This window comes from Amycolatopsis sp. lyj-23, from assembly GCF_046549135.1.
GTDB lineage: Bacteria > Actinomycetota > Actinomycetes > Mycobacteriales > Pseudonocardiaceae > Amycolatopsis.
In genome coordinates, this window is the sequence record NZ_JAJPWN010000010.1 from 241,594 (window position 1) to 262,770 (window position 21,177).

The 21,177-nt window shown below is 71.2% G+C and carries 21 protein-coding genes; 11 read left to right on the top strand and 10 right to left on the bottom strand.

The annotated features are described in order from the left end of the window. Window positions 1-145: 145 nt before the first annotated feature. Window positions 146-1,366: a PP2C family protein-serine/threonine phosphatase gene (locus ACLJPY_RS25940; RefSeq protein ID WP_410592228.1), complete on the top strand. Its 1,221-nt coding sequence runs from the start codon at window positions 146-148 to the stop codon at window positions 1,364-1,366. Window positions 1,367-1,419: 53 nt separating this feature from the next. Here the strand turns inward: ACLJPY_RS25940 and ACLJPY_RS25945 are convergent, their stop codons facing one another. Both ACLJPY_RS25945 and ACLJPY_RS25950 read right to left on the bottom strand, forming a co-directional pair. Then, window positions 1,420-1,710, bottom strand: a complete 291-nt coding sequence (locus tag ACLJPY_RS25945; RefSeq protein ID WP_410592230.1) for a hypothetical protein — start codon at window positions 1,708-1,710, stop codon at window positions 1,420-1,422. Then, the gene (locus tag ACLJPY_RS25950) at window positions 1,710-2,147 is read right to left on the bottom strand and encodes an Hsp20/alpha crystallin family protein (RefSeq protein ID WP_410592232.1); all 438 of its coding nucleotides are present in this window, start codon (window positions 2,145-2,147) and stop codon (window positions 1,710-1,712) included. The genes ACLJPY_RS25945 and ACLJPY_RS25950 overlap by 1 nt, the downstream gene beginning before the upstream one ends. A 167-nt stretch (window positions 2,148-2,314) precedes the next feature. On the opposite strand from ACLJPY_RS25950, the gene ACLJPY_RS25955 reads away from it, so the two are divergent. Next, entirely contained in the window at window positions 2,315-3,157 is an 843-nt protein-coding gene (locus ACLJPY_RS25955) for an SDR family oxidoreductase (protein ID WP_410592234.1), read from the top strand. 45 nt (window positions 3,158-3,202) lie between these two features. On the opposite strand, the gene ACLJPY_RS25960 is transcribed toward ACLJPY_RS25955, so the two are convergent. The 3 genes from ACLJPY_RS25960 to ctaD are packed head-to-tail and all read right to left on the bottom strand — an operon-like array spanning window position 3,203 to window position 5,446. After that, complete coding sequence (locus ACLJPY_RS25960; protein ID WP_410592236.1) at window positions 3,203-3,430, bottom strand: hypothetical protein; 228 nt, start codon at window positions 3,428-3,430, stop codon at window positions 3,203-3,205. After that, window positions 3,418-3,696, bottom strand: a complete 279-nt coding sequence (locus ACLJPY_RS25965; protein WP_410592238.1) for a hypothetical protein — start codon at window positions 3,694-3,696, stop codon at window positions 3,418-3,420. Before ACLJPY_RS25965 ends, ACLJPY_RS25960 begins: the two co-directional genes overlap by 13 nt. Next, window positions 3,674-5,446 (bottom strand): cytochrome c oxidase subunit I, encoded by a 1,773-nt coding sequence (gene ctaD, locus ACLJPY_RS25970; RefSeq protein ID WP_410592240.1) that lies wholly within the window; start codon window positions 5,444-5,446, stop codon window positions 3,674-3,676. Before ctaD ends, ACLJPY_RS25965 begins: the two co-directional genes overlap by 23 nt. Window positions 5,447-5,607: 161 nt before the next feature. Here ctaD and ACLJPY_RS25975 point away from each other — a divergent pair, with 161 nt between their 5' ends. After that, window positions 5,608-5,928, top strand: coding sequence for a hypothetical protein (locus tag ACLJPY_RS25975; protein WP_410592242.1), 321 nt, complete (start codon window positions 5,608-5,610; stop codon window positions 5,926-5,928). Between the two features lie 31 nt (window positions 5,929-5,959). Here the strand turns inward: ACLJPY_RS25975 and ACLJPY_RS25980 are convergent, their stop codons facing one another. The 3 genes from ACLJPY_RS25980 to ACLJPY_RS25990 all read right to left on the bottom strand — a co-directional run bounded on the left by ACLJPY_RS25980 (window position 5,960) and on the right by ACLJPY_RS25990 (window position 9,672). Continuing rightward, the gene (locus tag ACLJPY_RS25980) at window positions 5,960-6,400 is read right to left on the bottom strand and encodes an SRPBCC family protein (protein WP_410592244.1); all 441 of its coding nucleotides are present in this window, start codon (window positions 6,398-6,400) and stop codon (window positions 5,960-5,962) included. Window positions 6,401-6,474: 74 nt separating this feature from the next. Next, window positions 6,475-8,658 carry a glycogen debranching protein GlgX gene (glgX, locus tag ACLJPY_RS25985; protein WP_410592246.1) on the bottom strand — a complete coding sequence of 728 codons (2,184 nt, stop codon included), beginning with the start codon at window positions 8,656-8,658 and terminating at the stop codon, window positions 6,475-6,477. A 147-nt stretch (window positions 8,659-8,805) separates the two neighbouring features. Further along, a complete protein-coding gene (locus tag ACLJPY_RS25990) occupies window positions 8,806-9,672 on the bottom strand; it encodes a manganese catalase family protein (protein ID WP_410592248.1) in 867 nt (288 codons plus the stop codon). Window positions 9,673-9,907: 235 nt separating this feature from the next. On the opposite strand from ACLJPY_RS25990, the gene ACLJPY_RS25995 reads away from it, so the two are divergent. The 4 genes from ACLJPY_RS25995 to ACLJPY_RS26010 all read left to right on the top strand — a co-directional run bounded on the left by ACLJPY_RS25995 (window position 9,908) and on the right by ACLJPY_RS26010 (window position 14,570). Continuing rightward, the gene (locus ACLJPY_RS25995; protein ID WP_410592250.1) at window positions 9,908-10,129 is read left to right on the top strand and encodes a hypothetical protein; all 222 of its coding nucleotides are present in this window, start codon (window positions 9,908-9,910) and stop codon (window positions 10,127-10,129) included. 517 nt (window positions 10,130-10,646) lie between these two features. Then, window positions 10,647-12,203, top strand: a complete 1,557-nt coding sequence (locus ACLJPY_RS26000) for an alpha-L-arabinofuranosidase B (RefSeq protein WP_410592252.1) — start codon at window positions 10,647-10,649, stop codon at window positions 12,201-12,203. Between the two features lie 142 nt (window positions 12,204-12,345). Continuing rightward, window positions 12,346-13,308 (top strand): arabinan endo-1,5-alpha-L-arabinosidase, encoded by a 963-nt coding sequence (locus ACLJPY_RS26005; RefSeq protein ID WP_410592254.1) that lies wholly within the window; start codon window positions 12,346-12,348, stop codon window positions 13,306-13,308. A 23-nt stretch (window positions 13,309-13,331) separates the two neighbouring features. Beyond that, window positions 13,332-14,570 (top strand): GDSL-type esterase/lipase family protein, encoded by a 1,239-nt coding sequence (locus tag ACLJPY_RS26010; RefSeq protein ID WP_410592256.1) that lies wholly within the window; start codon window positions 13,332-13,334, stop codon window positions 14,568-14,570. Window positions 14,571-14,875: 305 nt separating this feature from the next. Here the strand turns inward: ACLJPY_RS26010 and ACLJPY_RS26015 are convergent, their stop codons facing one another. Together ACLJPY_RS26015 and ACLJPY_RS26020 are read right to left on the bottom strand one after the other, a co-directional pair. Further along, window positions 14,876-15,019, bottom strand: a complete 144-nt coding sequence (locus tag ACLJPY_RS26015) for a hypothetical protein (protein ID WP_410592258.1) — start codon at window positions 15,017-15,019, stop codon at window positions 14,876-14,878. A gap of 131 nt (window positions 15,020-15,150) precedes the next feature. Further along, entirely contained in the window at window positions 15,151-16,227 is a 1,077-nt protein-coding gene (locus ACLJPY_RS26020; RefSeq protein ID WP_410592477.1) for a LacI family DNA-binding transcriptional regulator, read from the bottom strand. Window positions 16,228-16,331: 104 nt separating this feature from the next. Between ACLJPY_RS26020 and ACLJPY_RS26025 the strand changes: the two genes are divergently transcribed. From ACLJPY_RS26025 to ACLJPY_RS26040, 4 genes are read left to right on the top strand one after another with little or no spacing between them, the layout of a single operon-like run. After that, complete coding sequence (locus tag ACLJPY_RS26025; RefSeq protein WP_410592260.1) at window positions 16,332-17,555, top strand: extracellular solute-binding protein; 1,224 nt, start codon at window positions 16,332-16,334, stop codon at window positions 17,553-17,555. Window positions 17,556-17,563: 8 nt separating this feature from the next. Then, window positions 17,564-18,511 (top strand): carbohydrate ABC transporter permease, encoded by a 948-nt coding sequence (locus tag ACLJPY_RS26030; RefSeq protein ID WP_410592261.1) that lies wholly within the window; start codon window positions 17,564-17,566, stop codon window positions 18,509-18,511. Then, on the top strand, window positions 18,508-19,317 hold the full coding sequence (locus ACLJPY_RS26035) for a carbohydrate ABC transporter permease (RefSeq protein ID WP_410592263.1): 810 nt from the start codon (window positions 18,508-18,510) through the stop codon (window positions 19,315-19,317). The genes ACLJPY_RS26030 and ACLJPY_RS26035 overlap by 4 nt, the downstream gene beginning before the upstream one ends. A 25-nt stretch (window positions 19,318-19,342) precedes the next feature. Continuing rightward, window positions 19,343-21,049, top strand: coding sequence for an amylo-alpha-1,6-glucosidase (locus ACLJPY_RS26040; protein ID WP_410592264.1), 1,707 nt, complete (start codon window positions 19,343-19,345; stop codon window positions 21,047-21,049). Window positions 21,050-21,177 lie beyond the last annotated feature (128 nt).

Here is a 21,177-nt window from a genome sequence, read left to right on the forward strand (position 1 = left end):
GCGGGATCGATCCACGGCGTCCACTCTGGCATCCCTATGCTGAACCGGCAGCACAGCTCGCGCGACTCGCCGTGGACCGGCGCGCCGGAGCGGCGCAGACTCTACGGAACCGGCCCGGCACGGGCGCGTGAGCAGGAGGCGGGCGTTGGACAGATCCCTGGCGGTGGAGCGGCTGCTCCGCGACGTACCGCCGCACGACCTGCCCGGCGCCCTGCGTGCGGGGCTCGGCGAGCACTTCGGCGCCGAGGCGGTCGAGCTGCTGATGGCCGACTACGCCCTCACGGAGCTGTGCCAGGTCGGTGAGCAGCCGTACACGGCGGAGCCGATCCCGGTCGAGGGCACGACCCCGGGAGCGGCGTTCCTCACCCAGACGGCGGCTTTTTCCCGCGACGGCGACCGCGTCACCGGTTATCTGCCGGTCAGCGTCCGCGGCGACCGCCTGGGTGTGCTGGCCGTCACGCTGCCCTGCGAACCGGAGCCGCCGGTGTGGGCGGAGCTCCAGCGGTTCGCCGAAGCGGTGGCGCACGAGCTGTTCGTCGCCGATCGGGACACCGACCTCTACATCCAGGCGCGGCGGTCTTCGCGGCTGACGCTGGCCGCGGAGATGCAGTGGCAGCTGCTGCCCGGGCGGGCGTGCACGCGCGCCGAGTTCGCGCTCGGCGGTCAGCTCGAGCCGGCGTACGCGATCTACGGCGACTGCTTCGACTGGTCGGCGTCCGCGCGGAAGCTGGCGGTGACGCTGATCAACGGCATGGGGGAGGGCAGCGAAGCGGCGTTGCTGACGAACCTCGCGGTGAACGCGCTGCGCAACGCCCGGCGCGCCGGGATCCCGCTCGACGCGCAGGCCGAGCTCGCCGACCAGGCGCTCTACGCCCACTACCGCGGCGAGGAGCACGTGGCCGCGCTGTTGCTGGAGTTCGACCTCGGTACGGGCGCGGTGGCGGTGGTCGACGCGGGTTCGCCGCGCCTGTGGCGGCTGCGGGACGGCAAGGCGGAGCGGATCCTGTTCGACGAGCAGCTCCCGCTGGGCACGTTCGACGGCACGATCTACGTGGTCGAGGGTTTCCAGGCCGCCGAAGGCGACCGGTTCGTGTTCGTGAGCGACGGCGTGTACGACGCGGTCGGCCCGCACGGGGAGCGCTACGGCGACCGCGAGCTGGCCGAAGCGGTGACGGCGACGGCGGAACTCCCGGCCGCGCACGTGCCGGGCGCGGTGCTGCGGGAGCTGTCGACCCGCCGGCACGGCAGCCAGGTCGAGGACGACGCGATGGTGGTGTGCCTGGACTGGTTCGGGTCGACGCCGCTGTCGGGGACGGGGCAGGAGCCGTCCGTGACGGTGCGGCGGACGGAACGGGCGGCGGGGTAGGCGGCTCGCTCGCGTGACGAGCCGGGCCGCCGGTACCCCAATCCGCCGCCCGGTCAGGCGGCCATCGAACGTTGCCGCTCGTGCACGGCCGTTCGGCCCACCTCGATGACCGCCGCCAGGACCTCGTCCGCTTCCAATCCCGGGTCCCACAGCTCGCAGCCGACGACGTGGGCCAGCCTGCGCCGCCGGTGCTGGGGTGTGTCCGTCAAGGCGACCTCGGTCGGGCGGCCCTTCTTCACCGCGTGGACCGCCCGGGTCACCAGGATCGCCTCCTGGCGGGTGGTGCCGAGGTCGGCCGCCGCGGCGAAGATGCGCTCCGCCGCGGCTCGGGCCTCCGGGCGCATCAGGCCTGGATCTCCCTGCGGTCGGACTGCGCGCCGGTGATCTCGATGCGCCGCGGCTTGGCCTTCTCGGCCACCGGGATGCGCAGCGTCAGCACGCCGGCCTCGTAGTCGGCCGCGATGTGGTCGGTGTCGAGGCTCTCGCCCAGGAACAGCTGGCGGGAGAAGACGCCCAGCGGCCGCTCGGAAACCTGCATCTCCACGTCGTTGCCGCCGGGGAGCGGGCGGCGCTCGGCCTTGACCGTCAGCACGTTGCGCTCGATGTCCAGCTCGATGGCGTCCGGGGCGACGCCCGGCAGGTCGAAGCAGACCACGAACTCGTCGCCGGCGCGGTAGGCGTCCATCGGCATCGCCGACGGCTTCGACCAGGTTCCGGCGGTACCCAGGACCTGCTGGGTGAGGCGGTCCAGCTCACGGAACGGGTCGGTGCGCATCAACATCGGTGTCCTCCTCCTCGCTTCGCACGGTGGGTGTCAACACGCACTTCGTTTTTAGCATGTCATCCAAACGATGACAAGAGCCAAGTCATCATCAAGATGACAGAATGTTTGCCGGGACGGCGGGAACACCGACAGCGAGATCCATTCCCGCACCCGAGGAGCCACCCGTGTCCGAGCAGCCCGCCCAGCAGCAGACCCCACCCGGGACCATCGCCGCGATGACCCCGCGGCCCGACCACGGCGAGCACAGCTACCGCGGCTCCGGCAAGCTCACCGGCAAGGCCGCGCTGATCACCGGGGCGGACAGCGGCATCGGCCGCGCGGTGGCGATCGCGTACGCGCGCGAAGGCGCCGACGTCCTGATTTCCTACCTCGACGAGCACGAGGACGCCGAAGAGACGCGGCGCTGGGTGGAAGAGGCCGGGCGCAAGGCCGTCGTCGTGCCCGGGGACGTCGCCGATCCGGCGCACTGCCGGGCCCTGGTCGCCCGGGCGGTCGAAGAGTTCGGCCGGATCGACGTCCTGGTGAACAACGCCGCCTTCCAGATGACCCACGAAACCCTGGAAGAGATCGAGGACGAGGAGTGGGACCGCACCCTGGCCATCAACCTGAGCGCGTTCTTCCACCTCACCAAGGCGGCGGTGCCGCACATGAAGCCGGGGGCGTCGATCATCGGCAGCTCCTCGGTCAACTCCGACAACCCGACCCCGCAGCTGCTGCCCTACGACGTGACGAAGGCCGGCATCGCGAACATGTGCGCGGCGCTGGCGCAGCTGCTGGGGCCGAAGGGGATCCGGGCCAACAGCGTCGCGCCCGGGCCGATCTGGACGCCGCTGATCCCGGCCACCATGCCGGAGGAGCAGGTGAAGTCCTTCGGTGAGCAGGTGCCGCTCGGCCGCGCCGGGCAGCCGGCCGAACTCGCGCCGGTGTACGTCCTGCTGGCTTCCGACGACGGCAGCTACGTCTCCGGAGCGCGCGTTGCGGTGACGGGCGGCGCGCCGATCCTCTGACCCGCCACGGGAAAGCCGCCGGGATGCCCGGCGGCTTTCCCGCGCTCAGCCGCCGCGCTGGACGATCGCCGTGGAGAGCGTCGCCGCGATCAGCTCCAGCGGGCGCTCGTCGAGCTGCTCGCGCAGGGCGCCGCGGGTGATCACCTCGCTCGCGCCCGCGGTGCGGTCGCCGGACGGCTCGACCACCAGCCGGCCGCCGGTCAGGACCAGCACCGGGTCCGGCACGCCGGACTCGAGCAGCCCGTTCAGGTCGTCGACGGTCACTTCGGCCATGCGGTTCCTCCTCCTCGGCTCCGCCGGCTCCCCGGCGCCAGGTGCGCGCAGACGGCGAGGTTGCCGGCCACGCAGGCCGCGAACAGCCACGGCAGCGCCAGGAAGATCCCGGCGGCCAGCAGCGCGAGCGCGACGGCGTCCAGCGCCACGCACAGCAACCGCCGCCCCCGCGCGTCCGGCTGCAGCCCCCGCTCGATCCCGCGCAGCCGCCGCCGTTCCCACGCCTGCAGCGGCGGCCCGGGGTCAGCGGCCGCGGGGGTCTTCACTCTCGCCCTGCTCGCTGGGCTGGATGGCGCCGGCCACGACCTCGGCCGGGGACGCCTTGCCCTTCGGGTGACCGCGGGTGACGTGGCCTTCGGCGCGCATCCGCTCGACCATGTGCGGGTAGTGCAGCTCGAACGCGGGGCGCTCGGAGCGGATGCGCGGCAGCTCGAGGAAGTTGTGCCGCGGCGGCGGGCTGGTCGTCGCCCACTCGAGGGAATTGCCGTAGCCCCAGGGGTCGTCGACCCCGATCGGCTCGCCGTAGCGGTAGCTCTTGAAGACGTTCCAGATGAACGGCAGCACCGACAGGCCGAGGATGAACGCGCCGATGGTGGACACCATGTGCATCCAGGTGAAGCCGTCGCTCGACAGGTAGTCGGCGTACCGGCGCGGCATGCCCGCGTCCCCGAGCCAGTGCTGGATGAGGAACGTCGTGTGGAAGCCGATGAACGTCGTCCAGAAGTGCCACTTCGCCAGGCGTTCGTCGAGCATCCGGCCGGTGATCTTCGGGAACCAGAAGTAGATGCCGGCGAAGGTGGCGAACACGATCGTGCCGAAGAGGACGTAGTGGAAGTGGGCGACGACGAAGTACGTGTCGTGGATGTGGAAGTCCAGCGGCGGGGCGGCCAGGATGACGCCGGTCAGGCCGCCGAGCAGGAAGGTGACGAGGAAGCCGACCGACCACAGCATCGGTGACTCGAAGGTGATCGAGCCCTTCCACATCGTGCCGATCCAGTTGAAGAACTTGATCCCGGTCGGCACCGCGATGAAGAACGTCATGATCGAGAAGAACGGCAGCAGCACGGCGCCGGTGGCGAACATGTGGTGGGCCCACACCGCCGCCGACAGCGCCGTGATGCCGATCGTCGCGAACACCATCAGCTTGTAGCCGAACAGCGGTTTCCGGCTGAACACCGGGATGATCTCGGTGACGATCCCGAAGTAGGGCAGGGCGACCACGTAGACCTCGGGGTGGCCGAAGAACCAGAAGAGGTGCTGCCAGAGGATCGCGCCGCCGTTCTCCGGGTCGAACACGTGCGCACCGAGGTGCCGGTCGGCCAGCAGCCCGAACAGCGCGGCGGTGAGGATCGGGAACGCGAGCAGGATCAGGATCGACGTGAACAGGATGTTCCAGGTGAAGATCGGCATCCGCCACATCAGCATCCCCGGACAGCGCAGGCACACGATCGTGGTGATCATGTTGACCGCGCCGAGGATGGTGCCGAGGCCGGTGACGATCAGCCCCGCGATCCACAGGTCCCCGCCGACGCCGGGGGAGTGGATGGCGTTGGACAGCGGCGTGTAGGCGGTCCAGCCGAAGTCGGGCGGGCCGCCCGGGGTGGCGTAGGCGGAGAGCACGACCGTGCCGCCGAAGAGGTACAGCCAGTAGGAGAACGCGTTGAGCCGGGGGAAGGCCACGTCCGGCGAGCCGATCTGCAACGGCAGGACGAAGTTCGCGAACCCGAACAAGTTGGGCGTGGCGTAGAGCAGCAGCATGATCGTGCCGTGCATGGTGAACAGCTGGTTGTACTGCTCCGGCGAGAGGAACTGCAGCCCGGGCCGGGCCAGCTCACCCCGCATGAGCAGCGCCGTCAGGCCCCCGATCAGGAAGAACCCGAACGACGTCGTCAGGTACAGCACGCCGATCGTCTTGTGGTCGGTGGTGCGGATCGTCTTCAGGATCGTCGCGCCCCGCTGTCCCCGCCACACCGGCCGGTGCGGGATCGGAGCTGGGCGTGTCACCGTGTCGGTCATGGGACTCCCACCTGCTGCGGCCGGGGAATGGACTGTGGGCCGCGCGTACCCGAGCCCGGCGGGGTTACACGCGCCGAACGGGTTGTTCCGGCCGGGCTGCCGCGCGGACACACCCGGGTTCGCCGTCGGTTTGCCGGACGGGGGAGCGGGTACCGGGAGGGATGACCCTGAGCGCGTCGAGCACGGTCTGGCAGGTCCGCCCGGCCGGTGGCCTCCGGTACCGGGTGGAGTTCTGCTGCCGCGGCGGGCCCGCCGGCGCCTTCGACGTGGTGCTGACGCCGTGGCTGCGCGAACTCGCCGGAGACGCGGGGGACACCGGGTTGGTGCTGGGCGCGGCGGGCGTGCTGCTGGACGGCCTGCTGCCGCTCGGCCACGGGCTCCCGGCCGAGGTGGACCTGGGCTCGGCCGGCCCGGAGCTGCTCGACGAGCTGACCCGGCGCCTCGGCGTTCGTGACCGGAGGACCACCCCGATCGGGGCTTGACGCCGGCCGGGCACACCGGCCGGCGCCCGGGCTAGCGGGTTTCGATGATCCGCTTGAACTCGGTGCAGGCCCGCTCGACCTTGTGCTGCGGGTTCGCCAGCAGGGCGGCGACCGCTTCGCCGAGCTTCCCGCCGGGAAGGCTGTACTCCAGCTCGACCGCCAGCCCGGTCCGGCTGTCGCCCAGGTCCTCGAAGCGGACGACGCCGGCGTTGGTGACGTCCGGATCGGCCTCCGCCACCGTGGTCCAGGCGAGCCGGTGCGGCGCGGAGTCCTCGGTGATCCGCGCTTCCCACTCGACGGTGGTCCCGGCCGGGCCCGCCACCTTCCAGCGCGTCCGCGTTCCGTCGCCGGTGATCGCCTCGACCGATTCGACGTCGGAGAAGATCTCCGGCAGCCGGGTCAGCGGCCGCCACCAGTCGTAGCAGGCCTGGGCCGGGGCGTCGACCTCGATGCGGTACGTCGCCTTGTCCATGGGTGCCTCCCGTTCAACGCGGCGGTAGCCGGGGCGCTGTGCCGCTGCGCCCCGGCTACCCGGCGTGAACGGTCTTACGCCTCCTGCTCCTTGGTGCGCAGCAGCACGGTCAGCGAGCGGCCCGCGACGACCAGTTCGCCGTGACCTTCGATCGTGCGGGGCGTGGCCAGCTGGTCGCCCGCGACCCCGCCGACCAGGACGCCGCCCACGGACCGGTGGTACACCTCGCCGCTGGCGGTGTCCAGCACGATCGCCCACTCCTCGCCGTACTCGCCGTCGGGAATCGTCATCGTGATGTCGTCGTCGTGGGCGTTGAAGCAGAGCAGGAAAGAGTCGTCCACCACGCGCTCGCCGCGCGCGTCGAGGTCGGGGATCGCCGTGCCGTTGAGGAAGACCATGATGGTGCGGCCGAAACCGGCCTCCCAGTCCTGGTCGGTCATCTCCTCGCCCGACGGGGTGAACCAGGCGATGTCGCGCAGTTCGTCGCCGCGGCGGATCGGGCGGCCGGCGAAGAACCGGCGGCGGCGGAACACCGGGTGCTGGTGGCGCAGGTCGACCACGGCCGAGGTGAACTCGAACAGCTCGCGGTTGCGCTCCAGCTGCGACCAGTCCACCCAGGACAGCTCGTTGTCCTGGCAGTAGGCGTTGTTGTTGCCCTGCTGGGTCCGGCCCAGCTCGTCGCCGTGCAGGATCATCGGCACGCCCTGGGACAGCAGCAGCGTGGCGATCAGGTTCCGGCGCTGGCGGCCCCGCAGGTCGAGGACCTTTTCGTCCTCGGTCGGGCCCTCCGCACCGCAGTTCCACGACCGGTTGTCGTCGGCGCCGTCGCGGCCGTCCTCGCCGTTGGCCTCGTTGTGCTTCTCGTTGTAGGAGACGAGGTCGTTCAGCGTGAAGCCATCGTGCGCGGTGACGAAGTTGATCGACGCGAACGGGCGGCGGCCGTCGTTCTGGTAGAGGTCCGACGAGCCGGTGATCCGGGAGGCGAACTCGCCCAGCGTGGCCGGCTCACCCCGCCAGAAGTCGCGGACGGTGTCCCGGTAGGCGCCGTTCCACTCCGTCCACAGCGGCGGGAAGTTGCCGACCTGGTAGCCACCCGGCCCGACGTCCCACGGCTCGGCGATCAGCTTCACCTGGCTCACCACCGGGTCCTGCTGGACCAGGTCGAAGAACGTGGCCAGCCGGTCGACGTCGTAGAACTCGCGCGCGAGCGTCGCGGCGAGGTCGAACCGGAAGCCGTCGACGTGCATCTCCGTCACCCAGTAGCGCAGCGAATCCATGATGAGCTGCAGCGTGTGCGGCTGGCGCACGTTCAGGGAGTTGCCGGTGCCGGTGTAGTCCATGTAGTACTGCGGGTCGTTCTCGACCAGCCGGTAGTAGGCCTGGTTGTCGATGCCGCGCATGGACAGCGTCGGCCCGAGGTGGTTGCCCTCGGCCGTGTGGTTGTAGACGACGTCGAGGATGACCTCGATGCCGGCCTCGTGCAGCGTCCGCACCATCGCCTTGAACTCGTGCACCTCGCTGCCCGGGGTCGCGGACATGATCGAGGCGGCGTACTCGTTGTGCGGCGCGAAGAAGGCGATGGTGTTGTAGCCCCAGTAGTTGGCCAGGCCGCGCTCGGTGAGGGCGTGGTCGTGCAGGAACTGGTGGACCGGCATCAGCTCGACGGCCGTGACGCCGAGGGTCTTGAGGTAGTCGATCATCACCGGGTGCGCCAGCCCCGAGTACGTGCCCCGCAGCTCCTCCGGGATGTCCGGGTGCAGCTTGGTCAGGCCGCGGACGTGGGCTTCGTAGACGACGGTCTCGTTGTACGGCACGTTCGGCGGCCGGTCGTTGGCCCAGTCGAAGTACGGGTTGACCACGACCGCCCGGACGGTGTGCGCCGCCGAGTCGTCGTCGTTGCGCTCGTCGGGGTTGCCGAACCGGTAGCTGAACACCGACTCGTCCCAGTCGACCTTGCCGGTGACCGCCTTGGCGTACGGGTCGAGCAGGAGCTTCGCGGGGTTGCAGCGCAGGCCGCGGGCGGGGTCGTACGGCCCGTGGACCCGGAAGCCGTACTCCTGGCCGGGGCCGACGCCGGTCAGGTAGCCGTGGTGGACGAAGCCGTCGACCTCCGGCAGCCGGACCCGGGTTTCGGTTCCGTCCGGAGCGAACAAGCACAGGTCGACGCGGTCGGCGACCTCGGAAAAGATCGCGAAATTGGTACCGACGCCGTCGTAATCGGCCCCGAGCGGGTAGGGGGAACCGGGCCAAGGCTGCACTGGGCCTCCAGAGGTGCGAGTGATCTCCGGACGTGATACCCAGCCGGGGGCTTCCGGACACCGTGACGTCGGCCTCCTCACCCGGACGCACCACCCGGCGCGGGACCGCCGGGGTCCGGCGGTCCCGCGCCGATGCGCCTTCAGGCGTCAGGTGAGCTTGTTCTTGATCTCCTTGGCCTTGCCCTTGGCCGTGCCCTTGGCGTCCTGGAGGGGCGCGTAGGTGCTGAACAGGGCCGGGTCCGGCTTCGGCGCCGTGCCCGGGCCGCCGAGCGGCTCGGGGTCCATGAGGTATTCGATGCCGGCGCCGGTGGTCCAGCTGGTGCCCTTGGCGCCGTCGGGGCCGTCGGAGAGGTGCCAGATGGTGTGGTTGTGGGTCTGGTCTTCTTCGTCGAGCAGGGCGTTGGGGGCGATCTCGTCTTCGAGGCCGTCGGCCTTGAGCTCTTCGATGGCGGCCAGCCACTGCTTCTGGTGGACGGTGTCGCGGGCGAGGTTGAACTTCAGCATCGCCTTGACGCCGGGGTCGTCGGTCATGTTGTACAGCCGGGCGGTTTGCAGGCGGCCCTGGGCCTCAGCTGCGGCGTTGGCGCGGAAGTCGGCCAGGAGGTTGCCGGAGGCGATGATGTACTTGCCGTTCCACGGGGTGCCGTTGCTGTCGGCGGGCAGGGCGCCGCCGCCGGCGACGATGGCCTGCTGGACGTCCATGCCGCCGATCATGGCGGCCATGACGGGGTCCTTGACGGCTTCGGCCGTGACGGTCGAGGGCGCACCTTCGAGCAGGCGGGCGACCATGGTCGCGAGCATCTCGACGTGCCCGATCTCTTCGGTCGCGGTGTCCATGATCAGGTCTTTGTACTTGCCTTCGATGCGGCAGTTCCAGCCCTGGAACAGGTACTGCATGGTCACGGTCATCTCACCGAACGCACCGCCGATGAGTTCCTGGAGCTTGTGGGCGTAGACGGGGTCGGGCTTTTCGGGCTTGGCTTCGAACTGCAGCAGCTTCGTGTGACGGAACACGAGAATTCCCTCCGTCGTCCGGGGTGTGCCGCCGGGGGCGGCGGTCCCGAGGGCTTTCCCGGTTAGCGGAAGGTTAATCACGCCGATTCGGGTGGATGGTCCCGGTTCGTGCGCCCGCCTCGCCCCGCGAAGTGCCCGGCGACCACCGCCGCCCGCGACGATGCCGGAGGATCGACAACGCTGCGTGGCTGTGATAGTTGAACGTGGAACGTCGGATGGCGAGTGGAGCGATTACGTGAGCGATCACCAGGAGCGGGTGCCGTCCTGCCGGCGGTACCAGTGCGACGAGCCGGCCCTCTGGCGGAGGATGTGCGCGGCTCACTGGGCTCGCTGGCAGAACGGGACGGACCCGCTCGACCAGCCGGGTGATGACGGCGAGTCACCGGCGCCCCGGGTGTGGCAGCCGCCGCTGCGGGAGAACAGCGTTTCCCAGCGCAAGCCCGGCCGGCCGGTGTGACGCCGGCCGGGAGCCCGCCTCGGCTCTCCCGGCCACGGCGCCGGCGGCCTGGGTCCCGGTGACGCCGGGTCGCTGATGCGGGCCTGCGGGCCCACGCGGCGGGCGGCCGCCCCACGGGGCAGGCCATCGGACGGCCGGGTGAGCGCAGGTGGTCTCGCCGCCGCTCCCGGCTCGTCCGCCCGGCCCGGCTCATCGCGGTCCACCAGGGTGGCGCAATGGGCTTGCGGCCCACTCCCGGCAGCGGCCGGGTTTCGCGTGCGGCCAGGTGAGGTCCCCGGTGGCCGAGGCTCGACCCCTTGTGCGGCAAGGGGTTTGCGCCGCACCTCGAAAGCGTCGAAATTTCGAAGCGGGGAAAACCGGCTCTTGCACCGCCTGGGGCCGGGAGTTATGTTAGCGCTCACAATCGCTCCGCCTGTGCCGTTCCTGCGTGTCGGTGATCGAGGAGGAGGTTGGCAACGTCGCCGGCCCGCGCACCTGTCGATTCGACGTTTCTCCGTACCCCAGCGGGAGATCACCCATGGCACGACAGTCGAGATACGCCCGTCCACGCGCCCTCGCGGCGGCCCTCGTCACCGCCGGCACGTTCGTCACCGGTCTGCTCGCCGGTGGCGGCACGTCCCAGGCGGCCACCCAGGGGCCGTGCGACATCTACGCGGCAGGCGGCACGCCTTGCGTGGCCGCGCATTCCACGACCCGCGCCCTGTACGGCGCCTACACCGGGCCGCTGTACCAGGTGCGCCGCGCGTCCGACAGCGCCACCCGCGACATCGCGCCGCTGGCCGCGGGCGGGGTGGCCAACGCCGCGGCGCAGGACTCGTTCTGCGCCGGAACCACCTGCCTGATCACGGTCATCTACGACCAGTCCGGCCGGAACAACCGGCTCACGCAGGCACCGCCCGGCGGGTTCAACGGCCCGGCCGCGGGCGGGTACGACAACCTCGCCAACGCCACTTCGGCGCCGATCACCGTCGGCGGCCACAAGGCCTACGGCGTCTACATCGCGCCCGGAACCGGCTACCGCAACAACAACACCAACGGGATCGCCACCGGTGACCAGCCGGAAGGCATGTACGCGATCTTCGACGGCACGCACTACAACGGCGGCTGCTGCTTCGACTACGGCAACGCCGAGCGCAACAGCCGGGACAACGGCAACGGCACGATGGAAGCCATCTACTTCGGCAACATCAAGATCTGGGGCTACGGCGCCGGGAACGGCCCGTGGATCATGGCGGACCTGGAGAACGGCCTGTTCTCCGGGGTCAACCAGCACTACAACGCCAACGACCCGAGCATCAGCCACCGCTTCCTGACCGCGATCGTCAAGGGCGGCCAGAACCGGTGGGCGATCCGGGGCGGCAACGCGCAGTCCGGTGGTGTGTCGACGTTCTACGACGGCGTGCGCCCGAACGTTTCGGGCTACAACCCGATGAAGAAGGAAGGGGCCATCATCCTCGGCATCGGCGGTGACAACAGCGTCGGCGCCCGCGGCACCTTCTACGAAGGCGTGATGACGTCCGGTTATCCTTCCGACGCCACGGAAAACGCGGTGCAGGCCAACATCACCGCAGCCGGCTACGCCACCGGTTCGTCGGGCGGCGGCCTGACGCCCGGCTCGACGGTTTCGCTGCAGGCGACCACCGGCTGCTGCACCGACCGTTACATCCACCACAACGGGTCCGCTGTGGACATCGGCGTCGTCAACAGCGGCAGTTCGGCCACCGAAAAGGGCAACGCCTCCTGGACCGTCCGGGCCGGGCTGGCCGACAGCTCGTGCGTGTCCTTCGAATCCCGCAACACCGCCGGGCAGTACCTGCGGCACCAGAACTACCAGGTTTCCCTGCAGGCCAACGACGGGAGCTCGCTCTTCGCCCAGGACGCGACCTTCTGCCCCGAGGCCGGCCGCAGCGGGCAGGGCACTTCCCTCCGGTCGGTGAACTTCCCGGACCGGTACGTCCGCCACTACAGCTACAACGTCTACATCGCCACCAACGGCGGTTCGAACACCTTCGACAACGCGAACTCCTACAACGACGACGTGAGCTGGCTCGTCAGCCCGCCCTGGGCGTCCTGAGTCCGGCAGCTGTCACGCGCCCGGCCCGCCCGGGCGCGTGACAGCGCTTTCTCGAATGTGTTGCCGGAACTGTTGCCACTGCGTTACTCTCGCTCGAGAGCGCTCCAGCGGAAACCGTCGTCCTGACGAGGTTGGAGGCAGCATGCCGTCCGCTCGAGGCTCATTTTCCGTGATCCTGTCCGCTGTCGCGGTGTTGCTGGCCACGGCGGTTCCCGCCGCGGCCGCCTACCCCGATCCCGGCCGCGTCACCGGCGACACCAGCGTGCACGACCCGAGCGTGGTCAAGCGCCCGGACGGCAGCTACCTGGTGGCGCACACCGGAGACGGCATCACCCTGAAGACCTCCACCGACCGCATCGCCTTCCGCGGCGCCGGCTCGGCGTTCCCGGGCGGCGCTCCGTGGACGACGTCCTACACCGGAGGCGATCGCAACCTGTGGGCACCGGACGTCTCCTACCACAACGGCCAGTACTACCTGTACTACTCGGCTTCGACGTTCGGCTCCAACCATTCGGCGATCTTCCTGGCCACCAGCCCGTCCGGCGGCTCCGGCACCTGGACGAACCGCGGGCTGGTCGTCGAATCCCGCGCGGGTGACGACTTCAACGCCATCGACCCGAACCTCGTCGTCGACGAGCAGGGCCGGTGGTGGCTGGACTTCGGCTCGTTCTGGTCGGGCACCAAGCTGATCCAGCTGAACCCCGCGACGGGACTGCGGCAGGGCAGCGGGCTGACCGGCATCGCCGGGCGCGGCGGCGGTGCCATCGAGGCGCCCTTCATCGTCGAACGCGGGCAGTACTACTACCAGTACGTGTCGTTCGACTTCTGCTGCCGCGGTGCGGCGAGCACCTACCGCGTGGTGGTCGGCCGGTCGACGAGCATCACCGGACCCTACGCCGACCGGGCCGGCGTGCCGATGACCTCCGGTGGTGGCACCGAAATCCTCGCCGGGCACGGCAGCGTCCACGGCCCGGGGCACGAGGCCGTGCTCGCCGACAACGACGGCGACCTGCTCGTCTACCACTACTACGCCGACAACGGCACTCCGCGCCTCGGCATCAACCGGCTGACCTACGACGCGGCCGGCTGGCCGGTCGTCGTTTGAGCACCAGAAAGGACGCTTGGGGAATGCGCATCCGCCGAACCGCTGTGGTCCTGGCCGTTTCCGCGTCGCTGCTGAGCCCGGCACCGGCGGGGGCGTCGCCCGCGGGCGGGGCGCCACCGGGCACGGTGACCCTGACCGAGTCCGCGCTGGAAGGCGTGCACGGCACCAGCCCCGACGTCACGATCCGCAACGTGCTGACGGTGACCGCGACCGGGGTGGCGCTGCGGGTGCGGCTGAGCAACCCGTTCGGCGCCACCGCGATGACCGTGCGGTCGGTGTGGGTCGGCAAGCAGCCGTCGACGAACTCGCCCGCGCTGGTGCCGGGCTCGAACCACCGCGCCACCTTCGGTTTCCGGCACGCGGTGACGATCCCGCCGGGCGCGAGCGCCTGGACCGACCCGCTGCCGCTGGTGGTCCGCCGCGGCGACCACGTCGCGGTGAGCGTGTACGCGCCGGGGGCGCCGGTCGACGACCACACCTTCCCGCCGCCGGAGACGTACACGCCGGGGTCGTTCACCTCGGCCGGCCCGGGCGACGCGGGGGCCGACGAGTCGGGGAGCGCGTACGGGCCCTTCGCGCCCGGCGTCCTGTGGTGGGCGGACGCGATCAGCGCCGTCTCGCCCGCCCGCGGCACGATCGTCGCCCTCGGCGACTCGATCACCGACGGCTACAACGCCTTCGGCGGCGGCCCGCGCTGGACCGACGTGCTCGCCGAGCGCCTGGGCACCCTCCCGCCGTCGCGGCGGCTGTCGGTGGCCAACGCGGGCATCAGCGGCAACACCGTCAGCGTCCAGCCGAATCCGTACGACCCCACCGGCCAGTGCTGCGGGCCGCCCGCGCCGTCCCGCCTCGACCGGGACGTGCTTTCCCTGCCCGGCGTGCGGTACGTGCTGCTGCTGGAGGGGACGAACGACCTCGGCGGCGGCGACAACGCGCCCCCGGCGCCAGCGGCGCAGGTCATCGACGCGATGAAGACCATCGCCGGGCGGGTGCACGCGGCCGGCCGCCGGATCGTCGGCGCGACGATCCTGCCGATGTGCAACGCGTCCGGCGGCCCGAAGGAACAGGCCCGGCTCGCGGTCGACCAGTGGATCCGCACGTCGGGGACGTTCGACGCGGTGCTCGACTTCGACGCCGTGCTGCGCGACCCGGCGGACCCGACGGTGATCCGCGCCGACCTGCGGACCGACTGCTACCACCCGAACGCGGCCGGGGACCGGCTGCTGGGGGATTCGATCGACCTGGGGGTGTTCGCCCGCTGAGCGGTGGGGTTGCGGGGTGCCGGACGTGGACCGGCGCCCCAGCAGTGCGTGCGGTAGTCGCCGTCCGGGCACCGCGATGGCCCCGGCTACGGGGTGCCGGAGGTCCGAGGACCGGCGCCTTGACGAGAAGTGTGGTGGTTGCGGGCGGGCGCCGGATTGGCCGGGTTACGGGGTTCCGGGCGTCGAGGACCGGCGCCCCGGCGGCGAGTGTGGTGGCTGCGGGGCAGCACGGGCTACGCGGCGCCGGACGTTGAGGCCCGGCGCCCCGGCAAGGCGTGCGGCACCCCGTAGCCGGGCCCCCGCTACTAGGGGGTGCCGGGCGTCGAGGACCGGCGGCCCGGCGGGGTCTCCGGTGGCCGACGGCCGGGCGCCGGGACGGGCTGCTGCGCCCGGGCCTGGGCCCGGCGGCGGCCGATCACCGCGACGATCAGGTGGTCCATGGGCGACATCGAGGCCCCTCCACGACTCGTGGTGTCCCCCCTTTGTCCAGTTTCCCGTGCCGCGCAAGCGGAAAACGGTGCCCGTGCTCACACCGCGAACGCTCGGATGATCGGTCGAACCGGTTCGACCGTTCGGCGTGTCAACCGCGGTGGCGCCGGGCGCCGGTGCTCGAGCGCAGGGAGATCGGCGGCTCGAGGAGTGCGTGCCGCGGTTGGGCGTCCGCGTCCGCGATCTGGGCCAGCAGCAGGTCCACCGCCAGCCGGCCCAGCTCCGCCGCCGGGACGTCCGCCGCCGTCAGCGGGGGGTGGAAGTCCTCCGCCAGGCGCTCGGCGATCACCCCGGTCAGCGAGAAGTCGCGGGGCACTTCGAGCCCGGCCCGGTGCAACGCGCGCTGGACACCCGGCAGGGCCGCTTCGTTGATCGTCACCGCCGCCGTCACCGCGGGCCACTGCGCCCGGATCTGTTCGAAGCAGGCCAGTCCCGCCGCCGCTTCGTCCGCGCAGCAGACCGTGCGGGCCGTCAAGCCCCGCGCCTCGGTCGCGGCCAGGAACCCCGTCGCCGAACGCAGCGCCGGCCCGTACCCGGCCGCGACGAGCTCGGCCGAGCGGTTGATCAGCACCACCTCCTCGTGGCCGAGGTCGGCGAGGTGGTGCACGCAGCGGGTGATCAGGGCGCCGTAGTCGACGTCGACCCACCAGGACGCCCCCGGGTGCTCCACGTGCCCGATGGTCACGTACGGCAGGCTCGCCTGGCTCAGCCGCTCGACCCGCGGGTCTTCGAGGAGGATCTCCATCAGGATCACGCCGTCGACCCGCCGCCCGGTCACGATGCGCTCGAACGAGCGGTCGTGGTCGCCGCCGCTGGGGGAGAGCAGGACGTCGAGGTCGTGGGCGGCGGCCGCGTCGACGACGCTGCCGACGAACCCCAGCTGGACGTCGGTCAGCCGGCGGCTGGCCGGCGGGACGACCAGGCCCAGCGTGCGGGTGCGGCCTTCGGCCAGGGCGCGGGCGCTGGCGTTGGGCCGGTAGCCGAGTTCGGCGATGACGTCGTTGATGCGCTGCACGGTGGCCGCCGACACCGGGCGCTTGCCGCTCAGCGCGTACGACACGGTGCTGCGCGAGACCCCCGCGCGCCGCGCGATCTCCCCGATGTTCATGCCACTCCTGACCCTGGTGCTCGAAACCGGTTCGATCGTAGTACACGCAGTATTGCGCAGGAGGGTTCTCGGGGTTTACGGTGACGCGGCCTTCGTCATCGAACCGGTTCGATGATAGATCGCCCGTCGCCAGTCGGCATTGGTGCCGACAGGAAGGACCCCTCATGCCGCGTCACCCGCTCCTCCGGCTGCTGTCCGCGGCCGTCGCCGCGACGGCACTGGCCGCGTGCTCCTCCGGGACCGCCCCGGCCGCCGGTGCCTTCACCGTGTGGGACCCCTACCCGCAGTTCGACGCGAGTTCCGCGTGGGCGAAGGTCGTCGACAAGTGCGGCGCCGACGCCGGGGTCAAGATCGCGCGGCAGGCGTTCGACACGACCGACCTGACCAACAAGGTGCTGCTCGCCGCCCAGCAGAACACCGCGCCGAACGTCCTCGTCGTGGACAACCCCGTGGTCTCCACCCTGGCCGAGGGCGGCGTGCTGAAGTCCAATGCGGACACCGGGCTCGACGCGACCCGGGTCGCGCCCAACCTGCTCGCCGCCGCCGACGTCAAGGGCCAGGTCTACGGCGTCCCGATCGGCGCGAACACGCTGGCCCTCTACTACAACAAGGCCGTGCTGACCGCGGCCGGCGTCGACCCGGCGTCGGTCCAGGATTGGGCGAGCCTCGACGCGGCGCTGGCCAAGGTGCACGCCGCCGGCAAGAAGGGCATCACCTTCTCCGCCATCGGCACCGAAGAGGGCAGTTTCCAGTTCCTGCCGTGGTTCTGGGGCTCGGGCGCGAACCTGACCGACTTGGCCTCCGCGAACGCCGTCTCGGCGCTCGCGCAGTGGAAGTCGTGGCTGGACAAGGGGTACGCGCCGAACTCGGTGGTCGGCAACACGCAGACGACCAGCTGGCAGGAGTTCGCGACGGGTGAGTACGCCTTCGCCGAGAACGGCACCTGGCAGCTGCAGAACGTGAAGAAGGCCGGCTTCGGCTACGGCGTCCTCCCGATCCCGGCGCGCACCGGGGGCGCGGCCCCGGCGCCGACCGGCGGCGAGTTCGTCACCGTGCCCGTCCAGAGCAGCCCCGACGCCGAGAAGACCGCGGGCCGGATCGCGTCCTGCCTGACCAGCCCGGCCAACGTGCTCGACTCCGACACGGCGCTCACCTACGTTTCCGCCGTGCCTTCCGTGCAGGCCAAGCAGGTCGCCGCCCAGCCGGAGCTCAAGGTGTGGGTCGACGCGGTCAAGGTCGCCAAGGGCCGCACGGGTGACAACCTCGGCACCCGGTACCCGCGGATCTCCGAACCGCTCTGGGGTGCCGTGCAGGCCGCGCTCACCGGCGCGAAGGCCCCGGACGCCGCCCTGGCGGCCGCGCAGGCCACCGCCGCGTCGGCGAAGTAGGCCGGCTCGTGCTGGACACCCGTCAGCCGGTCACCGCCCGTCCGGCCGCGCGAGCGCCCGGGCGGGCCGGGCGGCAGCGCCGCCAGCAGCTGCTCGGCTGGGCCTTCCTCGCGCCGCTCGTCGCCTACCTCCTGCTCTGTTACGGCTATCCGCTGGTGACGAACGTCGATCTCAGCCTGCGCAGCTACACCGTTCGCACCTTCGTGCACGGTGGTGCGCCGCTCGTCTGGTTCGACAACTACGCCTCGGTGTTCACCGATCCGACCTTCCGCACGGCGCTGCTCGACACGCTCGTCTTCACCGCCGCGTCGCTGCTCTTCCAGTACGGCATCGGCCTGGCCACGGCGGTGTTCTTCGCTCGCAACTTCCGGCTGGGCCCGACGCTGCGCGCGCTGTTCCTGGTGCCGTGGCTGCTGCCGCTGATCGTGTCGGGCTCGACCTGCGCGTGGCTGCTCAACAGCGAATCCGGGGTGGTCAACGCCGTGCTGGGCTGGTTCGGCGCCGGCCGGATCGACTGGCTGACGTCGCCGTCGTGGGCGCTGGTGTCGGTGACCATCGCCAACATCTGGATCGGCGTGCCGTTCAACCTCGTCGTGCTGCACAGCGGCCTGCAGAACATCCCGGCCGAGGTGTACGAGGCCGCGTCGCTCGACGGCGCCGGGGCGTGGCAGCGGTTCCGGCACGTCACCTTCCCGCTGCTGCGCCCGGTTTCCGCGATCACCCTGCTGCTCGGGCTGGTTTACACGCTGAAGGTGTTCGACGTCATCTGGATCATGACCCGGGGTGGGCCCGACGGGGCGTCGACCACCCTGGCCACCTGGTCCTACCAGCTCGGGTTCGGCAGCCTGCTCCCGCGGTTCGGGCCCAGCGCGGCCGTGGGCAACGTGCTCATCCTGCTGGCACTGGTGGCCGGCCTGCTCTACATCCGCGCGCAGCGCAGGCAGGAGGCAGCGTGAGCCGCCACTGGCGCACCGCGGTGGGGCTCCTGCTCACCGCCGTGATGCTCTTCCCCGTCTACTGGATGGCGAACGTGTCGCTGACGCCGGCCGGGCGGATGCGCAAGTCGCCGCCCGACTGGTTCCCCGCCGCGCCGACGTTCGAAGGCTACGAGCGGGTGCTGCACGAGCAGCTCCCGTACTTCGCCACCAGCCTGTTCGTCGCGCTGGGCACGGTGGTGCTGACGCTGGCACTGGCCGCGCCTTCGGCGTACGCGCTGGCCAAGCTCCGCCCCCGCGGGCACCGGGCGCTGGGGTTCGTGCTGCTCGTCGCCCAGATGATCCCCGGGATCATCATGGCGCTCGGCTTCTACGGCATTTACGTCTCGCTGGGGGTCACGAACACGGCGTGGGGCTTGGTCCTCGCCGATTCGACGATCGCGGTGCCGTTCGCCGTGCTGATCCTGACCTCCTTCATGGCCTCGGTGCCGGACGAGCTCGTCCAGGCGGCCACGATCGACGGCGCGGGCGCGGTGCGCGCGTTCTGGTCGGTGGTGCTGCCCGCGAGCCGCAACGGAGTCGTCACCGCGGGCCTGTTCTCGTTCCTGTGGGCCTGGTCGGACTTCGTGTTCGCGGCGACGCTCGACGGCGGTGGCTCGATGCGGCCGCTGACGCTGGGCATCTACCGCTACATCGGCAACAACAACCAGGAGTGGAACTCCATCATGGCGACGGCGGTGGTGGCCTCCGTGCCGGCCGCGGTGCTGCTCGTGCTGGCGCAGCGGTTCGTCGCCGCCGGCGTCACCGCGGGCGCCGTCAAGGACTGAACCCCCTTCGGAAAGGACGGCTTCTGTGCCCACGGGCGAGTTTTCGCTGCGCGAGATCCCCTTCAGCCACCCGGGTTCCTGGTTCGACGTCTCCCCGGTGGTGGCCCAGGCCACCTACGCCGACGACCTGCACCTGGTGTCCCACCGCCACGGCATGCACGCCGTGCTGGCCCTGGTGCCCGAACGCGACGGGCAGCGGGCGCCGGTCCCGGTCACCGCCACGCCGTCCGCGCTCACCTGGGGCGGCGGCGGACAACGGATCACGGCGGCGTACGCGAGCCCGGACGCGCTCCGGATCGCCGGGCACGGGCTCGAACTCCGGATCCGCGCGGCGGAGCCCACGCTGACCCCGTTCACCGGGACGTACTCCTTCGCCGACCCGGTCGGCGGGGCCGCCGTCTTCACCTCCTACGAAACCGGCCACCGCTACCGCGTCACCGTCCTATCCGGACACCTGCGGCACGTCGGCGCCGAAGCGCTGGGGACGGCCGAACGGGCCGTCGTCGTGAGCGGTGCCGAATGGGAGGTGGTCGTCGAGGAGCTCCCCGGCGCCCGGGCACCGTACGTGCCGTCGGCGGCGTTCGACGACGTGGTCGCCGCGGCCGGGGCCGGCTTCGCCGCTTTCGCCGATTCAGTGGCGCCCTGGCGCGGCGAACGCACGCCGGCGGCGGAGCTCGCCTGCTACGTGCTGTGGTCGGCCATCGTGGCGCCCGCCGGGTTCGTCGGCCGTCCGGCCGTGCTGATGTCGAAGCACTGGATGGACAAGGTGTGGAGCTGGGACCACTGCTTCAACGCCCTCGCACTGGCCGGTGGCCGGCCCGAGCTGGCCTGGCACCAGTTCCAGGTCGTCTTCGACCACCAGGACGACCAGGGCGCGCTGCCCGACTCGGTCACCCACGCCGAGGTGCTGCGCAACTTCGTCAAACCGCCCGTCCACGGCTGGGCGCTGAGCCGCCTGCGCCACCGCCTTCCCGTCGGCCTGCCGGAGACCGGGCGCGCCTACCGGCAGCTGGCGGCGTGGACGACGTTCTGGCTGACGCACCGCCGCGTGCCCGGCCGGCCGCTCGCCCACTACGAACACGGCAACGACAGCGGCTGGGACAACGCGACGCCGTTCGCCGGGCAGCGGCTGGTGCAGACGCCCGACCTGGCCGCGTTCCTGGTGCTGCAGCTGAAGGAACTGGCGGGGCTGGCCGCCGGGGAAGGCGATCCCGACGCGGCGGCGCGGTGGGACGCCGAAGCGGAGCGCATGCTGGCGGCCCTGCTGGAGGAGCTGTGGGACGGCACGAAGTTCGTCAGCCGCTCGGCCGCGACCGGGGCGGTGCACTCCGGGGCGAGCCTGCTGGAGCTGATGCCGATCGTGCTCGGCGAGCACCTCCCGCCCGGCGTCCGCGACCGGGTCGTGGCCGGGCTCGAGGCGCACCTCACCGGCATCGGGCTGGCGACCGAGCGGCCGTCGTCGGCGTTCTACGAAGCGGACGGCTACTGGCGGGGTCCGGTGTGGGCGCCCGTCACCGTGCTGGTCGAGGACGGCCTCCGCCGCGCCGGGGCCGCCGAGCTCGCCGACCGCGTCAGCGCGCGGTTCCGCGCGGTGTGCGAGAAGTCCGGGTTCGCCGAGAACTTCGACGCGCTGACCGGCGACGGCCTGCGCGACCGGGCCTACACCTGGACGGCCGCCGCGTACCTCCTGCTCGCCGGCGACGCCGAACAACGGCGGACGCACGACGGATAATGCGTGTGCCGTTGTTCGACCAAATCGACGCCCGCCGCCATTGAAATCGTCGATTTCATTGTTATTCCCGGCGCGCGTGTCGGCAAATCACGCACCGAATCTTGACCGTGCACAACCGGCCTGCAATA